Below are 22,214 nucleotides of genomic sequence, written 5' to 3' on the forward strand. Positions count from 1 at the left end.
CCTGTCCATGCTAGAATGCAGGTAGATATAGTTATAGCGAGAGGGGAAAACGTTTATGAACATCCAATGGATCAGGCAGCTTAATAAACGCATTTTCTCTGGTTCCTACCGCAGTATACGGACCAAGCTGCTCTTCTGTTTTCTCATCGTGACTCTGATTCCACTGCTCTCGCTTGGTGCGTTGTCCTATTACCAATCCGCCAAAATCATCAATTCCCAGTTTGGCAAATATGGTGAAAATGCTGTAGCGCAGTTGGAGCAACAAACGAGCTCATCTTTAAGCCGAATGAAACAAATGAGTGAAACGATCTATTCGTATTTGCTTGATCCCGCCCATACCGATCTAAGGAATCAAGCACCTGCAAGCTATAGTGAAATCATTGAGAAGAATGACTTTGAAGCACTACTGAAATCACTGCGGACGGACCAAACCGCAGGAATCTATATCATTACACCCTCTGGCTATTATTATGGAGAGAACAATTTGGATGTTGCCAAGCTGAGAAATATACCAGAATGGAAGACAAAACCCACTTCTTATAAAGGATTATACTGGCTTGGCTTTTATATGCAAAATCACGCAATGAGCAGCTCAGGCGATTCGAATCTCCCCGTCCTTGGGCTCGCTGTTCCGATTCATAATTCCAACGGAACGCAAAACGGCAGCACCATACTCATAGAGGAGAATGGGCAGGAACTGATCCAAATGTTCAAGCTGTTTGAGACAGATACGAAGTCGCATCTGACCATTAAAGCTTCGGACGGAAGAATTATATATGAAAGCGCACCCAATTTCACGAAGAAGGATAGTGATATTACATGGATTCGGAAGCTTGCCGTGAACCAGTGGACCATAGAAGCGAGATTACCTGCCAAAGCCTTCTACCTGTCCTCGGGCATTATTCGGTCGAATACCATTGTTGTGGCCGTTATTTCATGTCTGCTTGCCTTTGGATTCGCCTATCTGTTCTCATCGAGGTTTACAGCGCGTATTCGCACGCTAAAGGATTCGATGCAGAAGGTCAGCTTCGGTAAGTTGGATACACGGATGCCGATCGAAGGCAGAGATGAGCTAGGTAGCCTTGATATGAGTTTTAACCGGATGGTAAGTGGCGTCCAATCGCTTGTACAAGAAGTGGAACAGAGCGAAAGACTCAAGAAGGAAGCGGAACTGAAGGCTTTTCATTATCAAATTAACCCCCACCTGCTGTTCAATACGTTGAACTCCATTCAGTGGAAGGCCCGTCTGGAAGGGGCTGATGATATCCGTCAGATGTTATATCACTTAACGATGGTGCTGGAAGGAAATCTGGATATATCGCAGGAACTGATCACGGTGGGCAGAGAACTACGCATGATTGAGCATTTCCTGAAAATTCAGGAGATCAGGTACGGAAATGTGTTCAGCTATGAGCTGAATTGCGAGGACTCCCTGAAGCAGTATCTGATCCCGCGTATGACTCTGCAGCCGCTGTTTGAAAATATATTTTTCCACGGCTTCACGGATGGAATAGGTGTAATCAAGCTCGATATCACCGTAGAAAAAAATGAACTTCTGCTGACTCTCCGGGATAATGGAGCAGGTATGACAGAAGAAAAACGGGAGCGTTTGCTTGTTCCAGATCAGAAACGTCGTGGTCGCGGAGGATTAGGCGTCCAGAACGCAGACCAGAAATTCAAACTGCATTTCGGCTCGAAGTACGGACTTACAGTATTTTCAACTAAGGGTGAAGGTACAGCGATTGTCATTCATTGGCCCAAAGAGGAGGAGCGTCCGGATGGATACAGCAAAGAGAATTAAGGTGCTGATTGCAGATGATGAAAGCATTGTACGGAAAGGCCTACGTTCGACCGTAGCTTGGGAGAAATTTGGAATGGAAGTTATAGCTGACGCGCCCAATGGACAAAAAGCCTGGGAAGCCTTTCTGGAGCATCGGCCTGAAATTGTAATAACAGATATTGTAATGCCAGAGATGGATGGCATTGAGCTGTCTCGCAAGATAAAAGAGATGGCGGCGAAGACAAAAATAATTCTGCTCAGTTGCCACCGAGATTTTGAATACGCACAGCAGGGAATTCAACTTGGGGCCTCCGGATATCTTTTGAAAACCGCTTTTGAGGACGAAGAACTTGAAGACATGTTAAAGAAGTTCCAGCAGGAACTGTCTGTCTCCGCTCCCCCCTCTCCAAAAGACGAAGAACGTATGGAAACACTGCTCTTTGCATGGCTGAACGGACATAGCTGTAAATTTCCAGAGGAGCTGGAGAAGCTGCATGGCGGTCAATCGCATGTTAACGGTCAGCCGCTGTTGATATATCTGATTCGAACGGCAGGATGCGGAGCATCTTGGACCGAGCTACTACAAGAAGCTGAGAAGAATGACCGCAGCATGCGCAAGGGTACGATCATTCCTTATGGAGAAGAATACTACTATTGGATCGTTCCTGATACGTTGCGAGGGTCTGCAGAAAGCCTGCTGGTAGAGAGTAAGAGCCAATGCAGTCAGTTGAAGTGGACTCGTAAAGAATCCTTGCTCCACAGCGATGATCTGAAGCAGGCGTTCCAAAACCTTCATAAAGAAGCTGAGCTAGAGAAGTTGTATGGGATATCCGTAAATCATTGGCCAGATCCGATCTGGAAAGCCGTGAATCTACTGTATGCTAATCCCGCAGCTGACTGGTCAGCCAGCGAACTGGCGGAAGAGGTTGGGCTCAGCCGCAGTCATTTCTCCATTCTCTTTAAGAAGGCTGTCGGCGATAGCTTCATTGCCTTCCAATATAAACGGAAACTGCGCCTTGCTTATGGTTTATTGCGGGATACGCATCTAACTATGCAGGAAATTGCGGAGCGAACAGGACTAGGAGATAGCAAATATTTTAGCAAATGGTTCAAACGCTGTACGGGTCAGACACCGAGTCATTACCGTTCCCAACAAAAAGACGAAGGGTCCCGAACAGATTGACACCTGCTTCAATAATTCGAACAAAATCACAACAACATTCGAATAGATACACGTTTTGAACCGCTTTCATTCGCGTTACGATGAAAGCGGTTCAATTATTATAAACCTCACTGACAGGGAGCTGACAATATGAAAAAAAGAATTTCACACATTGTCCTTGCAACGACGCTGATGGTATCTATACTGTCTGCATGCAGCGGTAACGCTGGAACAGCCAATCCGGAGAACGGCGGTTCGGATCAGACGAAGACGCTTCGTTTTGCAACCTGGGATACGGGAGACGCGCTCAAAATTGAGCAGGATATCGCCAAGAAGTTTGAAGCAGAACATCCCGGTACAAAGGTGCAGGTTGAGGCCTATGCGGACGGATTTGACCAGAAGCTTGCCGCAGGCTTTGGAGCGGGCAACCCGCCAGACGTCATGTACATGTGGGACTTCCCTACTTACCATCAATCTCTTGAACCACTGGATAGCTTCGCAGAAAAAGATAAAGACCTGAAGATAGATGATTTTTACAAAGGATTGTTCAACTATGGAAAAATTGACGATAAGTTATACGGCATTCCGGCCGGCTTCACGACTCGTGTCGTCTATTATAACAAAAAGCTCTTTGATGCTGCGGGTGTCCCTTATCCTAAAGACGGATGGGAATGGAGCGATTTCCAGGATATCGCTAAAAAGCTGACGGATCCATCTAAGAAGCAGTACGGTTTCGGTGCACGTGCCGAGAATGATACGTATGACTTGCAGGGCTTTGTCTGGAGCAACGGTGGCTCCTTTATTTCCCCAGATGGTAAAACCATCGAAGGCTACATGAACAGTAAAGAAACCGCTGAAGCTATCCAAATGTTTGGTGATATGGTGAAGGACGGCACCGCCGTGCTCACAGGTGGTAAAGGCCAGCAAAGCGGTGATGATATCTTTAAAGGCGGTAAGATCGCCATGTGGGAAAGCGGAATCTGGCCGCTCGAATCATTCAAACAAGCGGGAGTTGATGTAGGTACGGTCGAAATTCCGGCTTTTCCAGGCAAACCGGTTAAAGGTGTACTTGCAGAATCTGCCCTGTCTATTGCCAAAGACTCCAAGAACAAAGATCTGGCATGGGAATTCGTTAAATTTTATGTTTCTAATGAATCGATCAAAATGCGTGTTGCTGACCTGCCAGTACGACAAAGTGTTGTAAACGAACTCAAGAAGGATCAAGATCCGCTCTACAAACCTTATTACACCATGCTTGAGCGTTCGGACAATACACCTGCATTTCTACTCAATCCGAAGTGGAATGAAGTGAACCGACAGCTGTCGGCTGCAGTGGAAGCAGTTATGCACGGCAGCAATGCCCAAGAAGCGCTGAATCAGGCGGTTAAGGACAGCGAACGATATTTGAAATAACACTTGTAGAAAGAAGGTTAGGAGATGGCTCAGACCTACCTGCAGAATACATCAGAACCGACAGCTACCCTTAAGGCCTTGAAAAAACGTAGATGGGGTGGGCTTGCACCCTACCTCTTTATCTTCCCTTGGATATTTGGATTTGTTTTCTTCACTTTAGGCCCCCTGCTGTTCTCATTGGTCATTTCATTTTTTGATTGGCCAATCGTCGGTAAGGTAACTTTTATCGGGCTAGACAACTACGTAGAGATGTTTTCGAATGATCCGCTTTTTTGGAAATCACTATTTGTAACTTTGAAATTTGCAGCCCTCTTCGTTCCGCTCAATATTATAGTCGCACTCGGACTTGCCATGCTGCTCAATCAAAGGGTTAAAGGAAGCGCCATTTTCCGTACGGCATTTTATCTCCCCTCTGTAATTTCAGGTGTTGCGCTTGCTATGATCTGGTCCTGGGTATACAGCGGAGACTATGGAATTCTGAACTACTTCTTGTCTGTCCTGGGTATTCAAGGGCCCGATTGGCTGAATGATACAAACTGGTCGCTTGTTGCAATGGTCGTTGCCAGCCTCTGGGGACAAGGATCGATGATGCTTATTTTCCTAGCTGGACTTAAAGGCATTCCTAAGGACCTGTACGAATCGGCTTCCATCGACGGAGCAGGTAAAATCCGAAAGTTCTTGAGTGTAACCATTCCGATGATTACGCCAACCATTCTGTTCAATCTCATCACATCGATTATTGCAGCATTCCAGCAATTAACTCTCGCCCTGCTACTTACGGGAGGCGGGCCAATGAAATCAACCTATTTCTATGCGATGTACATGTATGAGAACGCTTTCAAATATTTTAAGATGGGTTACTCTGCCGCCAACGCCTGGTTTATGTTTCTGATCGTGCTTACCTTGACATTTCTGGTATTCAAATCTTCGGAAGCCTGGGTGTTCTATGAAGGTGAAATGAAAAAGCAGCCGCAGAAGAAACTTAAGGCCAGTACAAGGGGGCGGTCCTGATGAAAAAAATAGTTGCATACACGTTGCTGATTGGGTTCTCACTGCTGTTCATCGCCCCACTGTTCTGGGCGGTGACTACGGCACTGAAATCACCGCAGGAGCTTTATCTGTTTCCTCCCAAATGGATTCCGTCCGATTGGAAATTCAGTAACTTCGCAGAGGCATGGAACATTCAGCCCTTTAATTTATTTTTGAAAAACACACTGATCGTTACGGTCTTATCCACCCTTGGACAGCTGATATCCTGTACGCTCGTCGCTTACGGCTTCGCCAGATTCCAGTTCAAGGGGCGTGATTTCCTGTTTCTTGTCGTTCTGGCAACCATGATGATCCCTTGGGAAGTAACGATGATTCCGCAGTATATGGAGTTTAACTATTTGGGTTGGATTAACACACTCAAACCGCTGATTATTCCATCGTGGTTCGGATCTGCCTATTATATCTTTTTGTTGCGGCAGTTCATTATGACCCTCCCCCGGGAGCTGGATGAAGCAGCGACGATTGACGGCGCTAGTAAAATGACGATTCTGCTACGAATCATCGTGCCGCTAATGGGACCTTCGCTGATCCTGGTCTCCGTATTCCAGTTCATGAGTTGTTGGAATGACTATCTGGGGCCTCTCATTTTCCTAAATGATCAGACGAAATATACGTTAACGTTAGGCCTATCTCAATTTAAGGGCATGTACGGTGTTGATATGCAATCCATCATGGCCATCACCTGCTTAATTTCGATTCCACCACTTGCGATTTTCTTCTTCGCTCAGCGTTACATTGTCGGCGGAATTGCCACGACAGGTATTAAAGGTTAGGACACACAGATAGAGGAAAGGAATGACGATCATGACTGTTATGAACATTGAGCGCGACTGGGATAAACTCAGCGTGCTGGAGAGAAATCGTGCGAAGAGTCGCTCCTATTTTATTCCTCATTCCAATAAAGAAAGTGCTCTGAGCTATGACAGAGGAAGCTCTCCTTGGTTCAAATCGCTGAATGGTATTTGGAAATTCCAATTTGCTGAGGGGCCTGATCTAGCACCCCAGGATTTTCATCAAAATGAATATGACACCTCAGGTTGGGATAATATTCGTGTCCCTGGACACTGGCAGTTGCAAGGATACGGAAGTCCGCATTACACGGATCTCGACTACCCATTCCCTGTTGATCCTCCTCATGTACCTAATGATAATCCAACGGGTAGCTACGTAAGAGAATTTACGCTGCCAGACCATTGGGACGGAAGAGTTGTTTCACTTAAGTTCGACGGTGTAGATAGCGCCTTTCATGTATGGCTGAATGGTTCATTTGTCGGCTACAGCCAAGGCAGCCGCCTGACATCAGAGTTCGATCTGACCCCTTTCCTTCAGGCGGGAATTAACCGATTGGCGGTCCGGGTATACCAGTGGTCTGACGGTAGTTATTTGGAGGACCAGGATATGTGGTGGATGAGTGGCATTTTCCGGGATGTCTATCTGGTTTCCGAGCCTTCAGCATCCCGTATTACAGATTATCGAATTGTAACGGAGCTAGATACAGAGTTTACCAATGCGGTACTGTCGGTCCGCTTAGATCTTGATGGAGAAGAAGTTCAGGGCACGGTACAGTTGCAACTGCTGAATAACGTTGGCGAGCAGATCCTGTCTGCTGAGAAGAATCTAAACCATCCTTCGAGTGTCGAGTTCAATCTGCCTGTGGCAAAGCCTTTTTTATGGAATGCTGAATCTCCTTATTTATATCATCTAATCATTTCAGTGGTTGATTCGAAGAATCAGGTTATAGAAACGATTGCCCAGCGAGTCGGGTTCCGCCGTGTGGAAGTCAAGGATGGACAGTTCTTGGTGAATGGAGTACCGATCCTTCTCAAAGGAGTAAACCGGCATGACCATCATCCAGATACGGGACGAACCGTCACGGTATCCACCATGCTCGAAGATATTCAAATGATGAAGCAGCACAATATCAATGCGGTGCGGACAGCACATTATCCGAACGACCCGCGGTTCTATGATCTGTGTGATGAGTATGGGTTATACGTTATGGAAGAGACGGACCTGGAGACGCACGGCTTTGAGCCGCTGGGTAATATTTCACGACTTAGCGATGACCCCGCTTGGAAGGATGCTTATGTTGACCGCATCCGCCGTATGGTGGAGCGCGACAAGAATCATCCTTCCGTAATTTTCTGGTCACTTGGCAATGAATCGGGCTTCGGCTGCAATTTCCGTGCGATGTCTGAGTGGTGCAAAGCCAATGATTCCACACGTCTTATCCATTATGAAGAAGACCGTGAAGCGGAAGTATGTGATGTGGTGAGCACGATGTATTCTTCGGTGGAGAAAATGGAAGGATTCGGCCAGCTAACCGAACATCCGAAGCCGCATATTCTATGCGAATTTGCCCATGCGATGGGTAATGGCCCCGGAGGGTTACGGACGTATTTTGACACCTTTGATACTTATCGGCGTCTTCAAGGCGGCTTTGTCTGGGAATGGATCGATCATGGGCTCAGCAGAAAATCAATCGATGGCAAGGCTGACTACGCTTACGGTGGAGATTACGGAGATGTACCGAATAACAGTAATTTTGTTATTGACGGACTAGTTCGCCCAGACCGCACCCCCTCTCCGGGGCTCATTGAATATAAGAAAATCATCGAACCTGTGAGGGTCGAATTAATAGACGCAGGAAAGATTCGCGTAACGAATCGGTATGATTTCGTGACTTTAGATCATCTACAGGTTCATTACAGTATCACGGCTGATGGAAGAACCATAAACAGTGGTGCACTCGTACTTCCTCAGATTGGTCCGGGTGATAGCGCAAACGTATTGATTCCACATTTGAATTTAACAGATCAACAGTCGATTCATCTTGAGCCGGGTACGGAGATGTGGCTGAATGTCGGATTTACGCTGGCAGCAGACTGCGCTTGGGCGGAACAGGGGCATGAGGTGGCTTGGGCGCAGTTTGCACTGCCGAATCATTCCACCTCAGCCGTATCTCCCTCATCCCTGCTGTCTGTAGAGCAGAAGTTGTCAGTTACCGAAGAAGGGCGAGAGCTAATCCTTACGAATGACAGTTTCCGTATTTCTTTTAATCGTCTACGTGCAGGGGTCACCTCACTTCACCTGAACGGAAAGGAACTCATTCAACATGGACCACGACTGAATTTCTGGCGTGCTCCCATTGATAACGATATGTATGTGCTCCCGGATTGGCGCAAGGCACACCTCGATCGACTGACCGAGCGGATAGACGACTTCCGCTGGGATCGATTGAATGAAACATCTGTGCGTATGACTTGGACTTCACGCATAGCACCTCCTGTCTACGATTGGGGCTTCCGCTGTGAAACGTCCTATACGGTTACTGCAAGCGGACTAATCATTATAGATGTGAAGGGAATGCCGGAAGGAACACCACCTGCTATGCTCCCGAAAATCGGTCTTCAGATGAAAGTTCCCGGTGATATAGATCGTGTGAAATGGTATGGCCGTGGGCCGGGAGAGAGCTATTCGGATAGCCGGGAGGCCGGACGCTTCGGCGTATATCAGAGCAGTGTAGATGGATTGTTCACGTCATATATTTATCCCCAAGAGAATGGAAATCGGACAGATGTAAGATGGGTTTCGATTGCCGATGGAGCAGGAATCGGTCTGCTGGCGGCAGGAGCGCCAACGCTTGATTTCAGCGCTAGACGTTACACGGATGGTGATCTGGAGAAGGCGCAGCATATGAGCGATTTGGCACCTCGTGATTTCATTACTCTGAATCTGGATTACCGACAGAACGGACTGGGAAGTAATAGCTGCGGCCCAGCACAGTCGCCTGAGAATACAGTTAAACCGGAAGCGTTCCGGTTCCGTATCTTGCTTCAGGCGTATATGGCGGAGGATAGCTCTCCTGAAAGGCTGAGCCGCCGAATGAGTACAGAAGCGATGCAATATGAAATGGAGGAAGATAAAGATGCTTAATACACAGGACGTTTTGAATTTATCTGGCAAGGTAGCCGTCGTTACTGGTGGGGCATCAGGCATTGGGCTGGCCACCGCTGAGCTTCTAGCGAGCTTCGGGGCACATGCTGTCTTGATTGATATTAATGAGGCTGCGGGTAACGAGGCAGTCGCCAGTATCCGTGAACAGGGAGGTCAGGCCAGCTTTTACTGCTGCAACGTGACCTCTGCCGCAGATTGTGAACGCACAGCTTCAGAGATCAAATCGACTCTTGGAGGAATTCATGTCCTGTTCAATAACGCAGGGGTTATTCGCCGCAAAACGGTTACCGAGTTGGATGAAAGAGACTGGGATCTTGTACTAGATGTCTCACTCAAAGGTGTCTTTCTCCTTTCTAAATATGTAATTCCCATTATGGAGCAAAGCGGTGGCGGTAGCATCATTAACACAGGCTCAGGTTGGGGACTGAAAGGTGGAGACCGCGCAGCAGCTTATTGTGCAGCAAAAGCAGGCGTTGTTAATCTGACGCGCGCCATGGCTATCGACCATGGAGCGGCGAATATTCGAGTCAACTGTGTATCACCAGGAGATACGGATACACCACTCCTGCGTGACGAAGCGAAGCAGCTGCAGCAGGATGAGTCAGCATTTCTGGTTGCCTCTGCAGGAGGCAGACCGCTGGAGCGTCTAGGTACACCGCGTGATATCGCGAATGCCGTATTGTTCCTAGCGAGTGACTTATCCTCATGGGTAACAGGCAGTGTGCTCGTTGTTGACGGAGGCGGGATCGCTTAGGACGATAAGAATTACCATTTTCCCAACATATGAACGGAGGCGTTAATTGTGGCTGACAACAAAACATATGCCCATCCCTATATTCCAAATACCGTTCCGGAGGTCCGGGACGCGATGCTGAAAGAAATTGGTTTAACGTCTATGGAGCAACTCCACGACGCGATCCCTGACAGCCTGAAGCTGAAGCGGGAGATGGACCTTCCGCCAGCCATGAACGAGTATGAACTGCGCCGACATATTGATGGACTGTTAGCAAAGAACAAGCACAGTGGAGATTATCTTAATTTTCTGGGTGCAGGATGCTGGCAGCATTTCATCCCGGCTGTATGCGACGAGATCAATCAGCGTTCTGAGTTCGTGACGGCCTATGCCGGAGAACCTTACGAAGACCATGGTCGATTCCAAGCCCTATTCGAATATCAGAGCCTGCTTGCCGAGCTCGTGGACATGGATGTCGTAAATGTTCCAACCTTTGACTGGGCTCAGGCGGCTTCCACCGCGATTCGGATGGCTGGGCGTATTACAGGGCGCAAAACCGTGCTGCTCCCGCGTTCCGTAGATCCGGATAAGGCGGCGATTATTCGTAATTACTGTACTCCGGTAATGGAGATTCAGTATGTTGACATCGATCAGGTAACAGGACGAATGGATCTGAATGATCTGAGCAGCAAATTAAATGACGATACGGCGGCAGTATACTTTGAAAATCCCTGTTATCTTGGAATCATTGAGGATCAGGGTGCCGAGATATCTGAACTAGCTCATAAGATTAATGCCGTTTCTATTGTAGGTGTTGATCCCATATCACTTGGAGTTCTGGAGCCTCCGGGCCATTACGGGGCCGATATCATTTGCGGAGATTTACAGCCGCTGGGTATGCATATGAACTTTGGCGGTGGGCAGGCTGGCTTCATTGCAACACGTGATGAGGAAAAATACGTAATGGAATACCCTTCCCGGCTATTTGGCATCGTGCCAACCGAAGTGGAAGGCGAATATGGCTTCGGAGATGTGGCCTATGAACGTACATCATTCGCTCTTCGGGAGAAAGGCAAGGAATCGGTAGGAACTCAGACCGCATTATGGGGCATTACGGCAGGAGTATATCTGGCTCTTCTCGGTCCTGCTGGAATGCAAGAGGTTGGCAGCACCATTATCCAGAAATCGCATTACGCTGCAAAACAGATATCACGAATTCCAGGTGTATCTCTTCACTTCGAAAATGGCACCTTTTTCAAAGAGTTTGTTGTTGATTTTAATGATACAGGTCTAACCGTTGATGAGATCAACCAAAGATTAATGGAGACAGGAATTTTCGGAGGTAAGGATCTGTCTTTATCCTACCCATCATGGGGTCAATGTGCACTGTACTGCGTTACGGAAACGCATACCCAGGCGGATTTGGACCGACTCGTCGATACTCTTCGTTCCATTGTCAGCACGTCATAACGATCATATAGAGGAGGACTGAACGCCATGAAACGAATTCGCAGAGATCATAAGGTTCGGAAGTTTCACCAAGCTAAATGGGATGAGCCCGTTATCTTTGAACTTCACCGACCCGGGGAGCGAGGCGTCGTGCCGCCGGGAACGGAAGCGACTGTAGCAGCTGAAGTAGGCTCCGCAGAAGACAACATACCGGCATCCATGTGGCGGCGCACTATTCCCGCTTTGCCAGAAATCGGGCAGGCAAAGGTACTGCGGCATTATCTGAGATTATCCCAGGAAACGCTGGGATCGGATATGAACGTGGAGATTGGTCAGGGAACCTGCACGATGAAATATATTCCCCGGATTAACGAAATGCTTATCCGAAATCCACGTATGACCGAGCTTCATCCGCTACAAGATGTGGATTCTGTTCAGGGGATGCTGGAGATATTCCACAATCTCGATCTGGCAATGCGAGAGATTTCGGGTATGGATGCGTTCTCCTTTCAGCCGAGTAGCGGAACCCAGGCACTTCTGGCTATGGCCTCCATCGTTCGCGCCTATCATGATTCGCGCGGTGAAGGTGAGCAACGTGATGAGATTATTACAACGATCTTCTCTCATCCTTCGCAAGCCGCTACAGCTGCGGTTAAGGGATATAAGATTATTACGTTGCATCCAGACGAGAATGGATTCCCGGACCTTGAGAAGCTGAAGAACGTTGTCTCCGAGCGGACTGCCGGATTTGTTGTGGCTAATCCAGAGGACACAGGCATCTACAATCATCGTATCCGAGAATTTACGGATGTCGTGCACGAAGCTGGTGGTGTCTGCTACTATGATCAGGCTAACGCCAATGGCCTGCTCGGAATTACACGAGCGAAGGAAGCGGGTTTTGATATGTGCTTTTTCAATCTTCACAAAACCTTTGCTGCGCCCCATATGTGCGGTGGTCCTGCTACGGGCGCTCTCGGAGTGACGGAAGAATTGAAGAATTTCATGCCCGGCCCTTTGGTGGATAAGGAAGATGACGGACGTTATATTTTGAGAGATCAAACGGAAGTCAGCATTGGTAAGGTACGGAGTTTTCACGGTGTAGCCCAAACTGTACTCCGCTCCTACGCCTGGATTATGAGCCTCGGACCGGACGGTCTGAAGGATGTCGCTCAGGTGGCGGTGCTGAATAACAACTATCTATATCATAAAATTGTTCAAATACGAGGAGCGAGTGCCCCGTATGTCCAAGGACGCCGTTTAGAACAGGTCCGCTACAGCTGGAAACAACTCACGGATGAGACTGGAGTGACGACGGAGGATATTACGCGAAGAATGTGCGATTTTGGCTTGCATTACTGGACCTCTCATCACCCGTATATTGTTCCACAGCCGTTCACACTGGAGCCAACGGAATCCTATTCCAAGGAGGATCTCGACGAATATATCCATGCGCTGGAGCATATCTCAAATGAAGCCTATACTCAGCCAGATATCGTCAAATCAGCTCCGCATAACAGTACGGTGCATCGCAATGACGAATCATCTTTGGACGACCCGAAACAATGGTGTATTACTTGGCGTGCATATTTGAAAAAAACACAGCCAGAGCTTCACTAACTGCATTAGCATGTACGCTGTAGCTACTCTTATTGTGCATATAGAGGAACATTAATATTACTCGTTTTATAAATAGACAGAAAAGCAGCGCCCCTCAACCGTGTTGAGGGGCGCTTTAATATGATTCTATAGCTTTCAGTGGAGTTAAGATAACGATTTCTCCGGTTCCTCTTCCCCGTTTACACCGATTTTCTTATTCACTCAGCATGGACTGTGTGAAACTGATCCACTCCCGGGTTGCAAAGGATAAATATCGGTCCCTCCGCCAAATCATGCCGAGCTGCCACGGAATCACAGGTTCCATTACAGGTATAATGCGCACACGCATATGATCCACCTCACGGCAGATCGTTTCTGGCAGCAAAGCCACACCCAGATTGGCCGCTACCATTGCACTGAGCAGGTCCCATTGGGAACTCTCGTACACCACCCGAGGCTGGAATCCCGCATGCTGACAGGCGGCGATAATCCGGTCATGCAGCGCAAAATCTTCCCGAAACAGCACAAATGCATCATGCTCCAGCTCGCGCAGCGCGATGGACTCTTTGCCCGCAAGTGGGTGTGAAGGGTGTACGATCAGATTCAGTTTCTCTTCCACAAAAACAAAGTGGTCCACGAGTTCATCCACGGTAGGCAGAACGGAGACACCAATATCCAGTGCACCACTAATCACATCAGCCTCTACTTTTTTGGCACCGTCTTCGAAGAGCTGAATGGTTACCTGTGGGTAAGCTTTATGAAATTCACCGATAATCATCGGAAAAAAGCTCGAACCTATCATCGGCGGCAAGCCGATCCGCAGGTGTCCTTTCTTCAGATTCATCAAGTCATCCAATTCGGACGATAAGCTGCGAAATGACTTTTCAATCTCCAGCGCCTGCCGAAAAAAGACATGCCCTGCATCCGTTAACGCTACCTTCTTGCCATAACGATCAAGCAGCGTTACGCCCAATTCGTCTTCCAAGCTTTTGACGGTTTTGCTAATCGTCGGTTGTGTAATGAACAGCACTTCGGCCGCTTTGGTGAAGCTTTGCTGCCGCGCAACTTCCAGAAAATATTGCAAATGGCGGATATCCATCGTCTGATCCCCATCTCTCATAGATAAATGGAATGGTAAACATTCTTAATATGCATTTTACTCATGAAAGAATGCGATGTAAAATTTGTGATATCAAGTGAATCATTTTCATAATACATTTGGCTGCTTCAATCAGGGCTAGATATAGATCAAAACGATTCAATTTGTCTATATCTAGTTACTTAAATTCACTTTTAGTGAGTTATGAAATTGATTCAAACAACGCTTCCATTCATTTTCATAAACAACTCAAAATCATCACGTTCATTATACAAGGAGGGATTGAAGTGAAGAAATGGGGCCTTGGCATTTTGCAAGTTGCGCTCTTGATGGCCTTTTCACTGCTCATGGACCAGTTGGCCCGTGCTCTCCATCTACCTGTACCAGGTTCAATACTCGGTATGATCGTGCTATTCATTCTGCTTCAGACCCGGGTCGTGAAGCTGCGCTGGATCGAAATTGGAGCTGCCTGGCTGCTCGGTGAGCTGCTGCTGTTTTTCATCCCGTCAGCCGTTGGCATTATGAACTACATGCCCATGCTGGAGCAAGATGGACTGCAAATTTTGTTTATTGTTCTGCTTAGTACATTTCTGGTCATGGCCTGCACAGGCCTTGTTGCCACCCGAATCGCCAAACGAAAGGAGCGTCACACCGGATGATTGGATTCCTCTGTCTTTTGTTAACCGTCGGTATATACTTGGTCGCCAAACGCATGTACCGCAACCTGCCCAAAGTGTATCTGTCTCCGCTGCTGATTACGCCGCTTCTTGTCGTCGGTGTGCTGCTCGCAACAGGCACGGATTACGCAGCCTACAGCAGTGGTGGTAAATGGCTAAGTTTGCTGCTTCAACCGGCAACGGTAGCCTTCGCTATTCCGCTCTATACATTCTTCCATGTACTCAAAAAACATATTTCCGAGATCGTCTTCAGCGTTATGACGGGCTCCGTTGTGGCGGTCCTCTCTTCTGCCCTGCTCGCCAAATGGCTGCGCCTGGACTCCGGACTCATTCATAGTCTGATCCCAAGATCGATCACGACCCCTATTGCCATGAATGTATCGGCTACCATTGGAGGCATTCCGGCGGTTACGGCGGTTTTTGTCATCATGACCGGTCTGCTGGGGGCGATTATGGGGCCATCCATTGTGAAAATGCTGCGTATTGATGGTGAGATTGCGCGTGGAACGCTGCTTGGAACCGGTGCCCATGGAACAGGCACATCCAAGGCTTTTGAGCTCAGTTCACTGACAGGAACCATCTCCAGCATCTCCATGGTACTGGCCGCATTGTTCACATTAGCGGTTGCACCCGTGCTATCCAAACTTATTTTCCCATAATAGATGGAATTAACCCTATTTCTTGAAATATTATTGTTGTATTAAAGCCCTTTCTTCCTTACAATAAGGACAGGTTTTAATTGTGAATATTGCGGGGGAGATGCGATGAAAAGAACCGGAATGAAGAGATCTCTGGACCGCCTTGGACGAATTGTCCTTCCCAAAGAAATGCGGGATACGATGGAAATCCATATCGGCGATCCGCTCGAGTTTTTCATTGAAGGGAAAGAGTTGATTTTGAGAAAGTACAAATCAACATTGTGTATTTTTTGCGGTGATGTGGATACTGAAATGTATTTCAAAGAGCAATTCATCTGCCGGACTTGTGCAATTCAATTAAAACACCCGGATGACACTCCCGATTGGTTCGTTCCTCCAAACAAACAGGCTCCTGCACCCGTGGAGCGTCCTGCTACCGAATCCGCCACAGTCTCATCTCCCGCATGGGAAGAAGGGACTACAGCTGCCAACCATGAGTACCCGGACCTGCGGCCGAAGACGGCACGCATGCTGCAACAGATGAAGGAAATTGTTGAACAGAATCCTGGTTTGGCTCAACAGCAAATTGCGGAAAAGCTTGGCATTAGCCAAGGACGCGTCTCCCAACTTAAAAAACTACTATAATAGGAATTTATTCGATTATTTATTAATCAGGAGACCTTCCGTTTCAAGAAGTCCCGTTGCAAGAGAACCCTTTGAAATCCGTGGGTTCTTCTTTTTTTTTGAGATAAACATAAAAAAGACGACTACCGCTTAATCACAGTGGTCATCTTTTTCAATATTCGTTACTCCAGCGTCTAACTCTTTAGACCTGCACGAGATCCATATCCATTTCTTCTGCTTCCAGTTTACGCATACCCATAATAAGAACAACAATGTTAGCAACCAACAGTACCGCCGGGAAAGGAACAGCCGTATATTGTCCGTAAATCAGATGACTTCCCACAGCCCCAATCAGAATAAACGTCAATACTCCTGAAGCCAGAATACGAGTTCGTGGAATCAACAGACCCACCGCACTGAGCAGCTCTACTGCACCAATGAGATACATCGTCCATGTAGGATAAGAGAAACCTTCGAAAGTCTGCACCATCATCTCTGCTCCACTAACCTTGTTAAACCCCGCCATTACAAACACACCTGCAAGCACAACCAACGCAATATATCCCAAAATTCTTAAGCCTTTGTTCATATGTATAATCCTCCTGAAAATGAATGTCCATATCCATCTGTTGTATAAAAAGCAATCTATGTAAAAGTTACTGCGTAACTCTATTTTTAAAATAGGCAGTTTGCACTGCAAAAAAAGGTACGTGCTGATATTATACATATTAATAATCATTAACTTACTTTTATGAAGTGAGTATATAATAATAACATTATTTATTCAAGTAATTTTTTGACGAATAGTGTATAATACATACAAAAGGTATGTTACAGTACATTTTGTAGTAACATGTTGACTTCATTGTCCCTTACTTTGGTCAGAGCGGCAGAAAGCCACGCACTTTTATATATACGAATATACGAAGAAATCCATCAATACTTGAATCGAGGTGAATACGTTGAAGCTGAGAAAAGTAAAATCACCAAGTCCCTGTCTCATTACTCAGGCCATGGATATCATCGGTAAGAAATGGGTACTGCTCATCATGTACCAACTGTTATCCGGACCCAAACGATTCACAGAGCTGGAAGCAGAAATGGCGATTAGCGGTCGGTTGTTGTCCGAACGTCTGAAGGAAATGGAAATGGAAGGTATCGTAACCCGGCATATGTATCCTGAAATTCCGCCCCGCGTAGAGTATGAATTGACGCCCAAAGGAAGAGCCATCGAACCCGTCATTAATCAGATTTACAACTGGTCCTCAGACTGGTTGAAACAGCAACAGTCTACTAAGTAGCCAGATTCTGATTCATGTACAACACAAAGACGCCTGAATTGAACTGATCTTCGGATCAGTCCAAATTCAGGCGTCTTTTTCACACGTTTATATTTCTTATTTAAGTTATAAAAAGGATTAATGTGAGAGGTGTTTTGATGGCTGAAGCTGTACCGGCAATCCCGAATCTGCCGAAACCAATGCCGCCGTTGTAATTTCCTGTGTACGGCAGGCATCCGCATAATCGGACAATATCCGTGAACGATCTCCGGTACGAAGGGCGTGAATGAACGCTTCATTTTCCCGCTCATATGGGTTATGCCCTGCGGGAATCTCCAGACCTGCCATCGCATGAGGGGCAGCACTTGGCAGAAGAAGACGTTCAGGTGTCCAGTCCCATACTCCGGCATCCGTGTAGAACTGGAGCCCTGCACCGCCCTCACCATCTGGCAACAGGCAGGTGTTGGCAATGCTTGCAATCGCTCCACTCTCCAGCTTAAGCGTTACATTCGCCACATCAGCTACCGTGACATGCTCATGCTTTTCATGCATACTGCGTTGGGCCGCTACAGCGTATACCTCTGTCACTTCACCAGCACAATACCGCAGCAAATCCACGATATGGGTCGTCTGTTCCACAAACTGTCCCCCGGAGCCTTCCTGGCGACGCCACCAAGCGACTCCCGGCATTCCGCCCATCCAGCGTCCAAGCGCCATACCGACGGTCTGCTCTTTCATCGCTTCTTTCAGTACCTGTGCAGCCTCCTGATAACGGAAATGATAACCTACCGATGTCAACAATCCGGACTTCTGTACCTGATCCAACACCTGACGAGGAATATCCATGCCTGTACTCAGCGGTTTTTCCACCAGGAATGGGATACCACGACGAATCAATTCAGCTTCAATCGATCCATGAGACATCGGAGGAACACAGATATAGACTGCATCCAGCTTTTCACCATCCAGCATATGTTCAAGTTCACCGTAGCCAACAGCATCATAGACGGAAGCCATAGCCTCTGCCTTCTCCAGCGTTGTTCCGCAGACAGCTGCTACACGAACACCTTCCATTCGTGCCAGAATATCTGCATGTACCTTGCTGAACCAACCTGTTCCAATGATTCCGATCTGTAAAGTCATAGATGTAAACCCCTCTCCTTGTTACACGCTTACATGTTCCATTCGACCCCCAGATGCGAAATCCTGCATTACATTTTGCCCGATGCTTCCAAGAGCAACTGATCCAGTTCATTCGCAAACCGTATCGCTTGCTCCTCCCGCCAATCCAGGCGTTCAGCCATAAACTGAATCACTACTGCCTTATACTGACGGACTTCGTCAATGCGGAAAAACAGGTCTCCGGTGCGTCTCACAAAAAAGTCTGCAGGTGTCACAGCCATCTCCTCGTCAATGGCATAACGTAGCATTAGCAGCAGCTCCTGTGACATACCATGAAGGTCGGCCTTTGTCCGCGGATCAGGAATCCGCTCGTACAGTGCATCCACATTGGAACCATACACTCTGGCTAATCGTTCCGCAGTAGATCTGTCGAGTCCAAGTGCTACTCCATCCTTAATCTTGCGTTCAGCATACGCACCAAATCTGGCGGAACCGCCAACATGGCCTCCAGAAATCGGCATTTTTTTCGTAGTACATGGTCCAGCGGATCTCCCCGTCTCCTGCTCCAATTGGCGGGAAGCCAGATCAACAACCATCTCTGCCATCTTGCGGTACCCGGTCAATTTTCCCCCGGCAATCGTGATCAACCCCGAAGGGGCTACCCACACTTCATCCTTGCGCGAAATTTCGGAAGGCCCTTTACCCTCCTCATGGATCAAGGGACGTACTCCAGCCCAACCGGACTCCACGTCCTCAGCTCGAATTCGAACGTCCGGGAACATGCCGTTGACGGCATCGATGACATAATCCCGGTCTGCCTCAGAGATTAACGGGTGTGCGGGATCATCTTCGAAGACGGTATCCGTGGTTCCCACATAGGTTTTCCCATCCCGTGGGACAGCAAAGACCATTCGTCCATCCGGTGTATCAAAATACACAGCCTGCCTTAACGGGAAACGCGTACCGTCGAATACCAAATGAATACCTTTCGTCATCTGCAACGTTTTGCCTTGGCGCGAACCATCGATCTTGCGCAGCTCATCCACCCATGGACCGGAAGCATTAATCACCTTGGTTGCCCGCAAATCATAAGATTGACCGCTGATCTGGTCCACAGCCTGAATTCCGGTAATGACCCCATTCTCCTTCAGGAATGCTGCTGCCTTCACATAGTTCACTGCCTGTGCACCGCGCCGCACCGCTTCCTTCATCACTTCAATGGTAAGCCGGGCATCGTCCGTTCGGTATTCCACATAACGTCCACCACCCAGCAGTCCTTCCTTGCGCAGCAAAGGCTCACTGTCTGAGACGGCACCGGCATTTAACATTTGGCGTCGTTCACTACGCTTCACTCCGGCAAGCCGGTCGTATACCATCAGACCAATGGATGTGCTGAAGCGTCCAAAGGTACCCGCCGTATAGATGGGGAGCAGCATCGGTTCGGGTGTTGTTACATGCGGCCCGTTCTCATACACCACCGCTCGCTCCCGTCCCACCTCAGCCACCATTTTCACTTCAAACTGCTTCAGATACCGTAGACCGCCATGCACCAGTTTGGTCGAACGACTGGATGTGCCTGCTGCAAAATCCTGCATTTCCACCAGTGCTGTCTTTAATCCGCGGGAAGCTGCATCCAGCGCAATCCCGGCTCCCGTGATTCCCCCACCAATAATCAATATGTCAAAATGTGCATTCGCCATCCGATCCAGATATTCCGTACGCTTTTCCGCCGAGAACGATGTTGTCATTCTGATTCCTCCCATTGATTACCTCTGTTATACCCACAAAAGCACAAAAAAAAAGACCACGTCATTCGCTTCAGCAATTGCTGAGCGGTACGTGGTCTCTCCCGATCTCCAGACATCATTTTTTAACTTGTGACTTAATCCTATCACACAATTAAGGCGGCGTGAAGGCCTGAAATGACACATTATTCAAAAAAATTTCAAAAAGTTGTTCTGCCTGCGGATGGAATTTCAAGCTGATCCACTAATCATTTATTTTTCCTTATAGTGGGTATATGTTTTCTCTTCTCCAGGAAAATAACCCCTGTAAGTTATGCATCATTTTCCACCAATAAATATCATTTATTGTAGAACTTTAACGAAAAAGTACAAATGCCCATTTGAAATATAATCCACTCATTTGAAAACCATCGCTGCCTTCACGGCACGTTGCCACCCTGCATACAGTTCTGTACGCTCATCTTCAGCCATAACCGGATGGAAGACACGTTCCGTATTCTCGTGATTCGCCAATTCATCCGCGCTATTCCAATAGCCTACTGCGAGTCCTGCCAGATAAGCCGCACCTAATGCCGTCGTTTCGTTCACATTGGGACGCTCCACAGGGATATTCAGAATATCACTCTGGAATTGCATCAGAAAATCATTGGCCGCCGCCCCCCCATCCACGCGCAAGGCATTCACCGGAATACCTGAATCGGATTCCATTGCCGCCAGTACATCCTTGGTCTGATACGCCAGTGCTTCCAGGGTTGCACGGATAAAATGTTCTTTGGTGGTTCCTCGCGTCAAACCAAACACTGCTCCCTTAACTTCACTGTCCCAGTAAGGGCTGCCCAGACCTACAAATGCAGGCACCATATAAACGCCGTCTGTAGAGGGTACACGTGCCGCATAATCCTCACTGTCTTTTGAGGAACGAAGCATCCGTAAGCCGTCACGCAGCCACTGTACCGCCGAACCTGCGACAAAAATACTGCCTTCCAGCGCATACTCGATTTTGCCATTAATGCCCCATGCAATAGTTGTAATCAGACCATGGTTGGATTGTACGGGTTGTTCACCGGTATTCATAAGCATGAAACAGCCGGTGCCGTACGTATTTTTCATGCTCCCCTTTGTATAACAGCCCTGACCGAATAATGCCGACTGTTGATCTCCTGCTGCTCCGGCAATCGGAATCCGATGGCCAAAGAAATGGTAGTCAACCGTATGTGCGTACACCTCGGATGAACCGCGCACTTCTGGCAGCATCGCTTTGGGAATGTCCAGGATATGCAGCAATTCATCATCCCATTGCAGATCATAGATGTTGTACATTAATGTGCGGGAAGCATTGGATACATCAGTAACATGAGTACCACCGCTCAGCTTCCAGATCAGCCAACTGTCGATCGTACCAAACAGAAGCTCACCATTCTCTGCACGCTCCCGGGCGCCAGGCACATGATCCAGAACCCATTTCACCTTGGTTCCCGAGAAGTAAGGGTCAATGAGTAAGCCTGTTTTGCGATGAAAAAGGTCACCCAATCCCTTCGCCTTCAACTCATCACAAATATCAGCCGTTTGTCTGGACTGCCAGACTACTGCATTATAGATGGGCCGGCCCGTTTCTTTGTCCCATACCACAACCGTTTCCCGCTGGTTCGTAATGCCGATGCCGGCAATCTGGACCGGCTTGATTCCACTTTCGGCCAGACACGAAGCCATCACTGCCAGAATGGAGCTCCAAATTTCATTGGCGTTCTGCTCCACCCAGCCCGGCTTGGGAAAGTACTGTGGAAATTCCTGCTGTGCAATATGTACAATCTCCCCGCTCCGGTTAAATAGAATAGCCCGGGAACTTGTCGTCCCCTGATCTAGGGCCAATATATATTTTTCCATACAGA

18 protein-coding genes are annotated in these 22,214 nt (G+C 47.8%); 13 read left to right on the forward strand and 5 right to left on the reverse strand.

What is annotated here, in order from left to right:
- Nucleotides 1–55 precede the first annotated feature (55 nt).
- The 9 genes from BUA17_RS11835 to gcvPB all read left to right on the forward strand — a co-directional run bounded on the left by BUA17_RS11835 (nucleotide 56) and on the right by gcvPB (nucleotide 13,161).
- The gene (locus BUA17_RS11835; RefSeq protein WP_072733723.1) at nucleotides 56–1,801 is read left to right on the forward strand and encodes a sensor histidine kinase; all 1,746 of its coding nucleotides are present in this window, start codon (nucleotides 56–58) and stop codon (nucleotides 1,799–1,801) included.
- Nucleotides 1,779–2,963 (forward strand): response regulator transcription factor, encoded by a 1,185-nt coding sequence (locus BUA17_RS11840; protein WP_072733724.1) that lies wholly within the window; start codon nucleotides 1,779–1,781, stop codon nucleotides 2,961–2,963. Before BUA17_RS11835 ends, BUA17_RS11840 begins: the two co-directional genes overlap by 23 nt.
- A 129-nt stretch (nucleotides 2,964–3,092) precedes the next feature.
- Complete coding sequence (locus tag BUA17_RS11845; RefSeq protein WP_072733725.1) at nucleotides 3,093–4,355, forward strand: ABC transporter substrate-binding protein; 1,263 nt, start codon at nucleotides 3,093–3,095, stop codon at nucleotides 4,353–4,355.
- A gap of 24 nt (nucleotides 4,356–4,379) precedes the next feature.
- Nucleotides 4,380–5,366 carry a carbohydrate ABC transporter permease gene (locus BUA17_RS11850; RefSeq protein ID WP_063567326.1) on the forward strand — a complete coding sequence of 329 codons (987 nt, stop codon included), beginning with the start codon at nucleotides 4,380–4,382 and terminating at the stop codon, nucleotides 5,364–5,366.
- Complete coding sequence (locus BUA17_RS11855; RefSeq protein ID WP_063567327.1) at nucleotides 5,366–6,178, forward strand: carbohydrate ABC transporter permease; 813 nt, start codon at nucleotides 5,366–5,368, stop codon at nucleotides 6,176–6,178. Before BUA17_RS11850 ends, BUA17_RS11855 begins: the two co-directional genes overlap by 1 nt.
- 31 nt (nucleotides 6,179–6,209) lie before the next feature.
- Nucleotides 6,210–9,341 (forward strand): beta-galactosidase subunit alpha, encoded by a 3,132-nt coding sequence (ebgA, locus tag BUA17_RS11860; protein ID WP_083584703.1) that lies wholly within the window; start codon nucleotides 6,210–6,212, stop codon nucleotides 9,339–9,341.
- Nucleotides 9,334–10,116 carry an SDR family NAD(P)-dependent oxidoreductase gene (locus tag BUA17_RS11865; protein WP_072733726.1) on the forward strand — a complete coding sequence of 261 codons (783 nt, stop codon included), beginning with the start codon at nucleotides 9,334–9,336 and terminating at the stop codon, nucleotides 10,114–10,116. The genes ebgA and BUA17_RS11865 overlap by 8 nt, the downstream gene beginning before the upstream one ends.
- Nucleotides 10,117–10,164: 48 nt before the next feature.
- Nucleotides 10,165–11,565: an aminomethyl-transferring glycine dehydrogenase subunit GcvPA gene (gcvPA, locus tag BUA17_RS11870; protein ID WP_072733727.1), complete on the forward strand. Its 1,401-nt coding sequence runs from the start codon at nucleotides 10,165–10,167 to the stop codon at nucleotides 11,563–11,565.
- A gap of 27 nt (nucleotides 11,566–11,592) precedes the next feature.
- On the forward strand, nucleotides 11,593–13,161 hold the full coding sequence (gene gcvPB, locus BUA17_RS11875; RefSeq protein WP_072733728.1) for an aminomethyl-transferring glycine dehydrogenase subunit GcvPB: 1,569 nt from the start codon (nucleotides 11,593–11,595) through the stop codon (nucleotides 13,159–13,161).
- A gap of 193 nt (nucleotides 13,162–13,354) precedes the next feature.
- Here gcvPB and BUA17_RS11880 read toward each other — a convergent pair whose 3' ends face one another.
- Entirely contained in the window at nucleotides 13,355–14,239 is an 885-nt protein-coding gene (locus tag BUA17_RS11880; protein ID WP_063567331.1) for a cidABC operon transcriptional activator CidR, read from the reverse strand.
- Between the two features lie 287 nt (nucleotides 14,240–14,526).
- Here BUA17_RS11880 and BUA17_RS11885 point away from each other — a divergent pair, with 287 nt between their 5' ends.
- The 3 genes from BUA17_RS11885 (at nucleotide 14,527) to BUA17_RS11895 (ending at nucleotide 16,199) form a co-directional block, all read left to right on the forward strand.
- Nucleotides 14,527–14,898 (forward strand): CidA/LrgA family protein, encoded by a 372-nt coding sequence (locus BUA17_RS11885; RefSeq protein WP_063567332.1) that lies wholly within the window; start codon nucleotides 14,527–14,529, stop codon nucleotides 14,896–14,898.
- Nucleotides 14,895–15,575, forward strand: coding sequence for a CidB/LrgB family autolysis modulator (locus BUA17_RS11890; RefSeq protein WP_063567333.1), 681 nt, complete (start codon nucleotides 14,895–14,897; stop codon nucleotides 15,573–15,575). Before BUA17_RS11885 ends, BUA17_RS11890 begins: the two co-directional genes overlap by 4 nt.
- Nucleotides 15,576–15,680: 105 nt before the next feature.
- Complete coding sequence (locus BUA17_RS11895) at nucleotides 15,681–16,199, forward strand: AbrB/MazE/SpoVT family DNA-binding domain-containing protein (protein ID WP_064641751.1); 519 nt, start codon at nucleotides 15,681–15,683, stop codon at nucleotides 16,197–16,199.
- A gap of 181 nt (nucleotides 16,200–16,380) precedes the next feature.
- Here BUA17_RS11895 and BUA17_RS11900 read toward each other — a convergent pair whose 3' ends face one another.
- Nucleotides 16,381–16,767 (reverse strand): DoxX family protein, encoded by a 387-nt coding sequence (locus BUA17_RS11900; protein WP_064641750.1) that lies wholly within the window; start codon nucleotides 16,765–16,767, stop codon nucleotides 16,381–16,383.
- A gap of 424 nt (nucleotides 16,768–17,191) precedes the next feature.
- Between BUA17_RS11900 and BUA17_RS11905 the strand changes: the two genes are divergently transcribed.
- Nucleotides 17,192–17,479, forward strand: a complete 288-nt coding sequence (locus BUA17_RS11905) for a winged helix-turn-helix transcriptional regulator (RefSeq protein WP_062321783.1) — start codon at nucleotides 17,192–17,194, stop codon at nucleotides 17,477–17,479.
- A gap of 117 nt (nucleotides 17,480–17,596) precedes the next feature.
- Here BUA17_RS11905 and BUA17_RS11910 read toward each other — a convergent pair whose 3' ends face one another.
- The 3 genes from BUA17_RS11910 to glpK form a co-directional block, all read right to left on the reverse strand.
- Entirely contained in the window at nucleotides 17,597–18,601 is a 1,005-nt protein-coding gene (locus tag BUA17_RS11910) for a Gfo/Idh/MocA family protein (RefSeq protein WP_072733729.1), read from the reverse strand.
- 68 nt (nucleotides 18,602–18,669) lie between these two features.
- Nucleotides 18,670–20,328 carry a glycerol-3-phosphate dehydrogenase/oxidase gene (locus tag BUA17_RS11915; RefSeq protein ID WP_072733730.1) on the reverse strand — a complete coding sequence of 553 codons (1,659 nt, stop codon included), beginning with the start codon at nucleotides 20,326–20,328 and terminating at the stop codon, nucleotides 18,670–18,672.
- A gap of 393 nt (nucleotides 20,329–20,721) precedes the next feature.
- Complete coding sequence (glpK, locus tag BUA17_RS11920; RefSeq protein ID WP_072733731.1) at nucleotides 20,722–22,209, reverse strand: glycerol kinase GlpK; 1,488 nt, start codon at nucleotides 22,207–22,209, stop codon at nucleotides 20,722–20,724.
- Nucleotides 22,210–22,214: the final 5 nt, after the last annotated feature.

Source organism: Paenibacillus sp. ov031 (genome assembly GCF_900143165.1).
Classification (GTDB): Bacteria; Bacillota; Bacilli; order Paenibacillales; family Paenibacillaceae; genus Paenibacillus; species Paenibacillus marchantiae.